Raw genomic sequence first — 10942 nt, forward strand, 5'->3', positions numbered from 1 at the left:
CTATTTAGCAGTCGACCGAAATATAATCGTTAAGGTGAATTGAATAAATTATACATTCTTTTACCTTATAGTCGGTAAACTCCTCTACCGCAAGTTTGTAAAGATTTAACTGCTTAGCATAAAGCTCTTTCAATCTGCTTATATCACGAACACGGTCAGTTTTATAATCAACCACAACAAGTTCGTTATCCTCTTTAAAAATAAGGTCAACAGCTCCCTGCATTACCACTCTTGTGTCGGCAGAATTGCCCTCAAGCGTGCTGTCGAGCATACCTGCTTTGATATTTACGGTAAAGCGTTCTTCGCGCATAATTAACGGCGAAGCTGTAATTCGCTTTGCAAGACTGCCGTCAAGGAATTTTTGAATTTCATCTTTATTAATGGCGTCAAACTGCTCTTGCGTCAAAATATTTTCTGATAAAAGTCGGTCAAGTTCTGCCTGCAAATTATTTTTAGCATCTTTAAAATTGCAAAACTGCAAAAATTTATGATGAGCCGTACCTTTTTCAACAGCCGATGTATTCCCCTTAGACATAAATGCAGGTTTAAGGAAAATTTTATCAAAGCTGTCGCCCTCATTATGGGCAAGCTCAGAGGCACTGACTTTTTGAGGAATTTTTAGAACAGCTTGATTTCTATATACAAAACCTGTTCTCTCTTTTAATAAATCTATTACGGAATTATCGTATGTTTCGTTATCGGAATTATTTTTTACATCATTACTTCGTTCATCTGTTTCACTTACAAAATCATACGGACTTATAAAATTAATCTGCCACGGCAATTCTTCCGATGCCGTGCCCATTAAATCCGATTCACCTATTTGCAATTTCATTCTCAATTCGTTATGCAGCGGATGAACAAGCGCACACATACTCACCCAGTCGCTTATTGACCTTGCTTTCATAACCGCATACGGGTCAATTACACCGCCTGCAAGTTTTGAATTTAATTTCACAAGATAATCTTTTGGGTCTTTTTGCGATGATATTACAATCAGCTTTTCTTTTGCACGGGTTAGCGCAACATAAAGAACACGCATCTCCTCGGCAATTTCGTTTTCCGATATTTCCACTCCCACCGCCATTCTCGGCAATGTATTGTATCTGCAAAATCCGTCAACTCTCCTTATGCCAAGACCTGCCTTACTGTCAATAAGCACATCTGCGCTCAAATCGGTTTTATTAAACTTTTTTGATGAACAGGCAATAAAGCAGACAGGATACTCAAGACCTTTGGATTTATGAATACTGATTACTTTTACTGTGTTTTCGGTTTCACCGTTTGCACCCGATGACGATTCAAGGTCGGCACCGTTTTCAATCAGCTTATCCATATATGTTATAAATGCCGACAATCCCCTGTAACCGCCCGACTCAAAGCCACGGGCATATTCTCTTAAAAGATTAAGATTTTTTATGCCTTTTGAACCGTCAATTGCGGAAATGACTGCAGAAAAAGAAGTAAGCTCATAAATTCTGCCCAACAGTTCATCAACGGAACAGGTGCAGGAATATGTTTTGAGCAAATTAAGTTCCCTGAAAAACTCGGCTGTGCGACTGTCATTTTTAGCGTAAGCGGCAACTGCCGAATACAAATTAGTATGCCTGTTGTTGCCTTTGATTTTTGCGAGTTCGTCAACGGTAAAGCTGTAAACAGGACTGCACATTACAGAAAGCAAAGGAATATCAAGCGACGGATTGTCTATGCAGCGCAAAAAGTTAAGCATAACCTTTATTTCGTTCGCATCAAAAAAGCTCTCTTTTATCTCTGAACTTGCAGGCACACCAAAGCTGTTTAAAATATTTACAAAGGCAGTCGCCGTATTCTTTGTACTTCTCAAAAGAATTGCACAATCACCGTATTCAAGAGGCTTTTTATCTTTGCCTACGGTAAATCCCTCTGCCCTCATTTTAAGAATTTTGTTTGCTATAAATACAGCCTCGTTCTCTACGCTTTCGTCCGAACTTTCATATTGAATATAGTCAACTTCAAAATTACAGCCGTCACTCGTAGGATATGCCGCACCGACATTCAGATATTCGTCAGTACCGTAATCCATTTTTGCCGAAGTTTTCGTCATAAGATTTTTAAAGATAAAATTGACTGCCGAACAAACCTCTTTGCGGCTTCTGAAATTCATATCAAGAATTATAGCCGCAGGGAAAATCTCTTTTTCTCGGTCATATTTATTGTATTTATCCTTGCGGTCAATAAAAATTTCGGGCTTTGCCTGTCTGAATCCGTAAATGCTCTGTTTTACATCGCCGACAACAAACATATTGTTTTCGTCCGTACTTACGCATTTAAAGATAAGGTCCTGAACATCGTTTACATCCTGAAATTCATCGACCATAATCTGGTCAAAACGCTTTGAAATTTCCTTTGCCTGCTCGGTTTTTGTATATCCGTCACCGCAAGGCTCGGCAAGTAATTTTACGGTCAAAAGCTCTACATCCGAAAAGGAAAGAATATTCTTTGCATACTTCATTTCAGAAAATTTGCTTAAATACGCTTTCACTACCTCAAAAAGCTCGGCAACTGTTTTGCTTAAATAACCAATCTCGTTTTTTATTTCTTCACTGCTCCACATAAAGATATTGCAAATACTTTCAACCGATTTCTTGACATCATCACGGGAATTTGCTATCGAAATTTTTATCGGGTCATCCTTATATCCTTTAGGAGTTTTAAGTCTGCCTTTCACAAAAGTTTCGGCAAATCTTTTTATTTCATCCCACGAACCGTCCTCAAAACGCTCCGACAATTTTTCAAAATATGCTTTATCGTCAAGCAGCAGCGGCAAATTTGCATCTCGGAGTTTTTCGTCCCCATCAAGCAATTTAATTGAATTAATCGTAATCAAAAGCGAGTGGTCAACCATAGACCTTGCATATTTAATTAATATTTTGCCAAAAAGCGATTGTTCAACGGGAATTTCGGGACTGTACTTTAACAACATATCGTCAAGCCACTTTTCGCCGAACGGTTGGGTTGCAAGAAAATCAGAAATTTTCAGCACCGCCGCTCTTAAATTATCGTCACCGTTTTTATTCGCAAAAGCATCAACAAGCGCCGTAAAATCGGGGGTATTTTCTCTGTAAAAATCTTCAAGTACACTTTCAAGCGCCTCACTGCCGATTACTTTTATTTCGTTTTCATCGGCAAGGCGAAAATCCTTTTGCACGCCGAGAATATGAAAATACTCTCTTACCACAGAACCGCAAAAGCTGTCTATTGTACATATGCTTGTATTGTACATAAGCTGTCGCTGGCGCAAAAGCAGAGAATTGTACGGGTCATTTTCAAGGAGCGAATTAATGGCTTTGGCAAGTCTTTCTTTCATCTCGCTTGCCGCTGCTCTCGTAAAAGTTACAATAAGCAATCGGTCAACATCTATGGGATTTTCTCTGCGTGTTATCATTCTTATAATTCTTTCGATAAGTACGGTAGTTTTGCCCGAACCCGCAGCCGCAGATACAAGCACACTGCCGCCTTGAGCATTTATCGCATCGGTCTGCGCATCAGTAAAAGCAGCCATTACTCCTCACCCCCGTTTTCCTGTTCTTCTTCAAGTATTCTGCATACCTCGTCGTTTTTAAGTGAAAAACTGTTTCTGCAGTCACTCATATGATATGCACAAATACTGTCATACGGACAATATTCGCAGGAATCTTTACCGCCTTTAAGCGGAGAAGCCTCTACATTGCCCGAATAAAGCGTTGTACCCATTTTGGCAACCGTCATATCAAGTTTTTTGAAAATCATACCCAATTCTTCAAGGCTCGCAAGACTTCCGCCCGCTGTAAGCGTTCCATTTTTGGTATTGAATGAAATATAAGCGGCATCCGAATTATCAATAACATCAAGAGAATTTAACAGCATACCGTTCATTTTAAGTCCCTTGGAAACCTGCTCGTTTATCTGCTCGTCACTTATGGTATTATCGGCAGAAATCGGCTTTACGGTGGCAGGCATATAGAGTATTCCTGCAGGAGTAACCTTACCGTAACGCTCTTCACCGCCAAGCGTAATGGCGTAAAGATAGATAAGCATTTGCAAATTAAGTCCGTACAAAATATCAGACAGTTTAAATTCCTTTGAACCTGTTTTATAGTCAATAATTCTGATATAATTTTCCTCGCCTTTTTTCAGAATATCTACCCTGTCAACACTGCCTCTCAACAATATTTTCTGCCCCGTAGGCAAAACGACTTCGTACCCCGGAATATCTCCGTCTATTTTAAGTTCACAATCCACGGGTTCAAAACCGCTGTTCTTAAGTTCTTCTATGATATGCAAAACAAGAAAATGTACATTTTCTCTTATCTTATTGAACCTGTACATAAAGCGGGGAGTATTTTTTTTTGAACCTCCGAAATGTTTATTGACATAATCATCAAGAATACTGTCACATTCCTTGTTTATCTCATCTTCACTCATATTTGAGAATTCGTTTTTAGAGTATTTGCTGAAAAATACTTCCATAATATAATGAATAAAAGTACCGTATTCAAGGGGATTTATCTCCGCTTTTCTGCGTTCACGAACATTCAGACCGTAATTGCAAAAATATGAAAATCTGCATAAACTGAATTTTTCAACCTGCGAGGCGGATATGTTTAAATCATTGCCAAACAAAAGACCTACATTGCTTTTATCGTCAAACACAAAAGGCTTTGCTTTGCTTGCGTTTGCAACGGCACTGTACTTATCTTTAAATATTTCGTTTTCGGAAAAATATTTTTTTAACGCTCTTTCTTCATTGCTGTCACTGTTAAAATTTCTTGCACACTCCTCAAACGCAGGCAATATAGCCCATGTGCTGTCCGCAACCGAGCAATACTCTTCTTCTCTGTGCAATAAAATATTCGGAAAAACAGCGATTATTTCATTTATAATTGAAGATTGCATATATGTGCCGCCCGTAAGGTCGGTTTTATAGAATGAAACAAAAAGTTTTTGCGACGGCGCTGTTGCGGATTTGTAAGCCATATAATTTTCAAAATCCGCAAGCTCGGCAGGTTCATCTCCGAAAGGAAGATTATTGGCAATAAGCGTTTTTAATTCGTATGCAGAAAAAAGCCCCGATGCGGAAGGTACTGCCGGAAATACTCCGTCAATACAACCTATAAGGAAAACGGCTTTTTCATTATTAAGTCTTACACGGGTTGCCGTACCCACCGATACACTGTCAACCGTACGGGGAATATCTGCAATTTGCAGTGCCGACAATCTTAGCGACAACAACTCAAAATACCTTTTCAAAGATATTTTTAAATCACCTGCAACCGCAACGGTTTGGTCAAGAGTGCCAATAAGCAAATTCCACAGTCTGATTTGCTCTTTTGCCTGTGCAATTTCACCGTCGGCTTTCAGCTTGTCAAACATTTGAGAAACAGCGTTTGTCACCTCAAGTTGTTCAAGCAAATTATATAACTTTTCGGTAATTTCTCTACCTGTTTTATCCTTGATGTCCTCTCTGAATTTTACAAGCGGTTCAACAAGATTTTTTCTTACTTTTTCAGCCATTTCAAGCTGTTCTGTTTGAGTTTTTCTCATTTTTTCAGAAAAACCGTCGGGATTATTTTCAAACGGCTTTTTAAAAGCCGCTCCGTTAATATTCCACACATAAACATAGTTTTCAAAGGCTGATATTTCTTCGTCGGAATTATTGCTGAGTCCTGTTTTTAAAATTGCAAGTAAATCATCTTTTTGCCAACCGTTCAAAACAGCATTGAAAATCGAGCATACATATCGAATAACGGGCTTAATATAAATATCGTAGCTCATATCCATAAAATACGGAATTTCATATTTGTCAAACACAGTATTCAAAACACCCGCATACGGTGCAATATCTCTGCAAATTACGGCAATGTCAGAATACAGATACCCTTGCTCGATAATGAGTTTTTTAATCTGTTTTGCAACAAACTCACATTCTCCGTACACGGTATCGGCAGAAAAAGCAGTTATTGCATTTGTTTTTAACTCATATTTTTTATTTTTGTTTTGATAAAAATTCTTTTCAAGAATTTTTAGTTCTTCACTCTCATTTCTGAAATTTTCTTCAAGTTTTATCGGCGATTTTATATCAATATTTTCTGCCTTTGCAATAGCTTTCAGACTTTTATATGTATCATTTGTGGTGCTGAAAAGGCTTTGTTGTTCATCTTCAAAAGGATTTAATGTAAGTGCGACAAAAACGCTTTCACACTGCATAAATAACAGTCTTAACACCTCAAGCTGTTGTTTTGAAAATCCGCTGAAAGAATCTACAGCAAGCGTAAAACCGTCAAAAATATTTTTCTCTTTTAAAATTTCCGCTGCTCTTGTAAGATTATCAAGTGGGTCTATATAACTTTGTTCAACAATAGCGTCAAAAGTGTCTATTATTAACGCAGTTTCCCTTAGTTTGGTTTTCAATGTTTTATCATCAATCAAAGCCGATACATTTCTTAACATCTCGGTAGAAATCTTCGCCTTTTTACATTCCTTAAGCGCAGAAAGCATTGCCTCAATCACACTCTTTTTACCGCTGCTGTTTGCAAACATTTCAAGGCTTGTGTCAAGCTGTTCGAGTGCAAGGCTCATAATTACTGCTCTTGTGCTGTCATCTATAACATTTTTCTGTTCAAAATTAATCGTATCAAAAACATATCTGCAAAAGCGTGAAAAACCAAATACTTTTACATTCTGGCACTTTTTTGCGCCGAGCCTGTCGAGAAACACTTTTTCTGTTTCAAAAGAACTCTGATCGGGAATAAGCATAATTATGCGATTTTCTCCCGATTCCGCAAGTTTTGTAAGCGTATTATACAGGTATTCCGTTTTGCCTGTACCGCTTTTTCCGAGTACAAATCTAAGCAAATCTATCCCCCGTTTCAAGTGTAGTAAATAAATTATACTACTATGATACCATAACAGGTGTGTCATTTAAAGAACATTACTCAAAAAAAGAAACTATTTTTTCAAATATCTCCACAACCTTAAACTTATATTGATAATCATTTCCTTTAACGATTTCCTGCTGATTTTCAGAAAAAGTTTTTTCCACCTTTTCATCCGTATCGACCGCAGATGATATACAAATTGACGGATACATTACACACCACCAATTATGCCCTTTACCGTCACCCACAGTAATTCTCAATGCATCATATATACCCGCAGGCATTGTATAATTATCATAATATCTTGTATTAAAATACATTTTTACAACTTGAGCGTTTACCTTATAATCATATCCGTTTTCATAAACAACATTTTGTGCAACGGTTTGCAAAGTTTTTAAATTTTCCCTTGCAATGTTCTCTGCCTCATCACTGTCTGCGGCTTTATCAAAAAGCATATCGGTATATTCAAGCAAAGCGTCACGCACTTTCAGCTTTAATGCCTGATCCTCCGCACTGTCGGAATTTGCAAGAATATGCAGTCTGAACACTTCTTCGGAAATCTGTTCGCACTCTGCCTGAAACGGTATTACAGAGTAAATGACGGTAAGTACAAATGCAATACAAAGTGATTTTATAAGTAATTTCATAAAAATAACCTGCCCTCTCTTTTTAAGGAGTATGGACAGGTTACTTTTAAAATATTCATCTGAATTATAAATTATTTTCTTCCCTGATTTCTTTTGTTGCTTTTACAAGATTTTTCAGACTTTGTACAGTTTCTTCATTACCTCTTGTTTTTAAACCGCAATCGGGGTTAATCCACAATTTATTATAAGACACCTTGGAAAGCATTTTATTTATCGCCGATTTAATCTCCTCAACTGTAGGGATTCTCGGCGAATGTATGTCATATACACCCGGGCCAACCTCTGTACGGAATTTCTTTGCTTTGAGTACATCAAGAAGTGTAAGGTCAGAACGGCTTGCCTCGAAAGTAATAACATCGGCATCCATATTGTCAATATTCTCAATAATATCGGCAAATTCGCTGTAACACATATGAGTATGAATTTGAGTTTCAGATTTTACGCCGCTGTGTACAAGACGGAATGCTTTTATAGCCCAGTCAAGATATTCCTTGTTCCAATCGCATTTACGCAACGGTAATTTTTCTCTTAAAGCAGCTTCGTCAATCTGAATAATCTTAATTCCGCTTGCCTCAAGATCCAAAACTTCCTCACGAATTGCAAGAGCTATCTGGTATGCACTTTCTTTTAAAGAAATATCCTCTCTCGGGAAAGACCAGTTTAATATTGTAACAGGGCCTGTAAGCATACCCTTAACAGGCTTTTCTGTAAGACTTTGAGCATAAGTTGACCATTTAACAGTCATTGGTTTTGCTCTTGAAATATCACCCCATACAATAGGAGGTTTAACACATCTTGTACCGTATGACTGTACCCAGGCTTTCTCGGTAAAGATATATCCGTCAAGGCATTCACCGAAATACTCTACCATATCATTTCTTTCAAATTCACCGTGAACAAGTACATCAAGACCAATGTTTTCCTGAAGCTCAATACACTCCGCAATTTTTGACTTCATAAACTTTTCATAATCGGTTTCGGAAATATTTGCTTTTTTGTATGACGCTCTTGTCTGACGAACATCGGAAGTCTGCGGGAAAGAACCTATGGTTGTTGTAGGTAAAAGCGGTAATTTAAACTCTTCTTTCTGTATTTTTTCACGCTCCGTAAATACAGGCAATCTTGTAAAATCTTTTTCCGATAAAGCGTTTACCTTTTCTTTTACATTTGTATTGCAGCCGCTTCTTTCTTCAGAAAACAATTTGATGTTTGCTGTATATTCAGGTAAATTGCAATAATCCTCGGTTTCGATAATTTTTTTGATTTCATTTAATTCAACCAGCTTTTCGCTTGCATATGAAAAATGTTTTTTATATGTATCCGAAAGCTTAACTTCATTTTTAAGGGTATACGGAATATGAAGTAACGAACACGAAGTATTGATTACAGTATTAATTGATTTATTCTGTAAATTCTTTAATAACTCCACTGTCTTTTCATAGTTATTTCTCCAAATGTTTTTACCGTTTACCACGCCTGCAAATAGCACTTTGTCACACAGAAAACCGTTTTTCTCAATAAGTTCGTGTGTTTTTTTACCCTCAATAAAATCAAGACCTATTCCGTCAAAATCAAGAGCGCATATTTCTTTGTAGCAATCTCTTACATCGCCAAAATAAGTTTGCAAGCGGATTTTAAGACCGTTTTTATTCTCAAGAATCTTGGTGTACAATGAATTAAAGAACTCTATGTTCTCTCTGCTCATATCTTTTACAAGACAAGGTTCGTCAAGCTGCAGCCATTCTGCGCCGAGAGTTACAAACTTACCGATAATCTGAATATATGCGTCTGTAATGTTGCCGAAAAAGTTTTCTTTGGTCTTTGTGCCGATATATCTTGCAAGCTCAAGGAAAGTATACGGACCGATTATTACAGGAGTGGTTTTTACTCCGTTATCCAATGCCTCGGTAAAAAGTTCAAAAGGTTTGTTATCGGATAATTTCAAAACCGTATTATCGTCAATTTCAGGTACCATATAATGATAGTTTGTATTAAACCATTTCTTCATTGCAAGAGCTTTAACATCTCCCTTTTCTCCCTGATAACCTCTTGCAGCCGCAAAATATTCGTCAAGTGGAGATAAACCGAGGTTTTTGTATCTGTCGGGAACAACATTCAAAAGAAAAGCCGTGTCGAGCATTCCGTCATAAAAAGAAAAATCGTTTGAGGGAATAAAATCAAGCCCGCTGTTCTTTTGTTCTGTAAGGTTTTCTGTTCTTAACTTTTTTGCTGTATCGAAAAGCTCTGACTGTGCAATTTCATTTCTAAAATATTTTTCACTCGCAAATTTAAGTTCACGAAGTTTACCTATTCTCGGATAACCGATTATCGAAGTTTTCATATTTATTTACAAATCCTTTCAAAGAAGTCTGTAAATATTATACAGCTAAAGTAAAAAAAGTGTTAATACTAAAAAAATAGCGTTAGATATAGTTTTAAACTATATCTAACGCTGCTTTTATAAATTATACGATTAACTTAATTTTCTGTTTTATAATCCATATACTTGCATTTTTAACAAAAAAGGCTATAATACATATTGGAAAAATTTTTAGGAGAAATAGATTATGAAAAAGTTAAGAGGACAGATTTCGGAATCACGCCGACTTGCAATATTGCTTGCGGTATCGGGCGGATTTATGGACGCCTATACTTACACTTTTCGCGGTGAAGTATTTGCAAATGCACAGACGGGCAACATAATTTTGCTTGCAATCAATTTATCGGAAGGAAATTTTGAGAAAATGTTGCAGTACCTTTTTCCGGTAATTGCCTTTGCGTTCGGAATAATTCTTGCGGAGGTAGTGCACCGCTTTTGCACGATTGACAATATCCTGCATTGGCGACAATACACCGTCTTGCTTGAATGTATTATTTTATTCTCTGTAGGATTTATATCCCAAGAATACAATATGATTGCGAACTCGCTTGTTTCATTCGCCTGCGGTATACAGGTTGAAAGTTTCAGAAAAGTAAAGGGCAATGCTTCGGCAACCACAATGTGCATCGGCAACCTGCGTTCAGGTACACAAAATTTATTTAATTTTATTTTTAATAAAGATAAAGAATGTCTTAGAAAATCGCTTATATACTACGGAGTTATATTCTTCTTTGCTTTCGGAGCGGTTATTGAAAATGTTATAATCGGATTTTGTAAACAATATACAATCTGGTGCAGCTGCATATTGCTTTTTGCAGGTTTTCTTCTTATGTTTTTGCAAGCCGAAGAAGAGGATAAACAGACTTGTAAGTTAAAATAGATTTTTGGGTTGTATTTTAAATGTTGGGATAATATTAATAAATTATGGTTTAGCTAATGGAGGAATATAGTGCAAAACACCTGATTAGGTGTTTCGCCTGTGTTGGCATCTCCCTATCTTTCCGGGCCGTAGATCG

General features: G+C 37.1%; 5 protein-coding genes. 1 reads left to right on the plus strand and 4 read right to left on the minus strand.

The genetic code is table 11. The features are described 5' to 3' along the window. Positions 1–4 precede the first annotated feature (4 nt). The 4 genes from addA to metE form a co-directional block, all read right to left on the minus strand. Positions 5–3541 (minus strand): helicase-exonuclease AddAB subunit AddA, encoded by a 3537-nt coding sequence (gene addA / locus AAAY30_RS05160; RefSeq protein ID WP_499215788.1) that lies wholly within the window; start codon positions 3539–3541, stop codon positions 5–7. Further along, entirely contained in the window at positions 3541–6873 is a 3333-nt protein-coding gene (locus AAAY30_RS05165; RefSeq protein ID WP_499215789.1) for a PD-(D/E)XK nuclease family protein, read from the minus strand. The genes addA and AAAY30_RS05165 overlap by 1 nt, the downstream gene beginning before the upstream one ends. Before the next feature lie 76 nt (positions 6874–6949). Further along, complete coding sequence (spoIIR, locus tag AAAY30_RS05170; RefSeq protein ID WP_252559395.1) at positions 6950–7546, minus strand: stage II sporulation protein R; 597 nt, start codon at positions 7544–7546, stop codon at positions 6950–6952. A 64-nt stretch (positions 7547–7610) separates the two neighbouring features. Then, the gene (gene metE / locus AAAY30_RS05175; RefSeq protein ID WP_499215790.1) at positions 7611–9887 is read right to left on the minus strand and encodes a 5-methyltetrahydropteroyltriglutamate--homocysteine S-methyltransferase; all 2277 of its coding nucleotides are present in this window, start codon (positions 9885–9887) and stop codon (positions 7611–7613) included. Between the two features lie 226 nt (positions 9888–10113). Between metE and AAAY30_RS05180 the strand changes: the two genes are divergently transcribed. After that, positions 10114–10806, plus strand: coding sequence for a YoaK family protein (locus tag AAAY30_RS05180; protein ID WP_186935122.1), 693 nt, complete (start codon positions 10114–10116; stop codon positions 10804–10806). The last annotated feature ends 136 nt before the right edge of the window (positions 10807–10942 follow it).

The organism is Ruminococcoides bili, assembly GCF_040093295.1.
GTDB classification, from domain to species: Bacteria; Bacillota; Clostridia; order Oscillospirales; family Acutalibacteraceae; genus Ruminococcoides; species Ruminococcoides intestinale_A.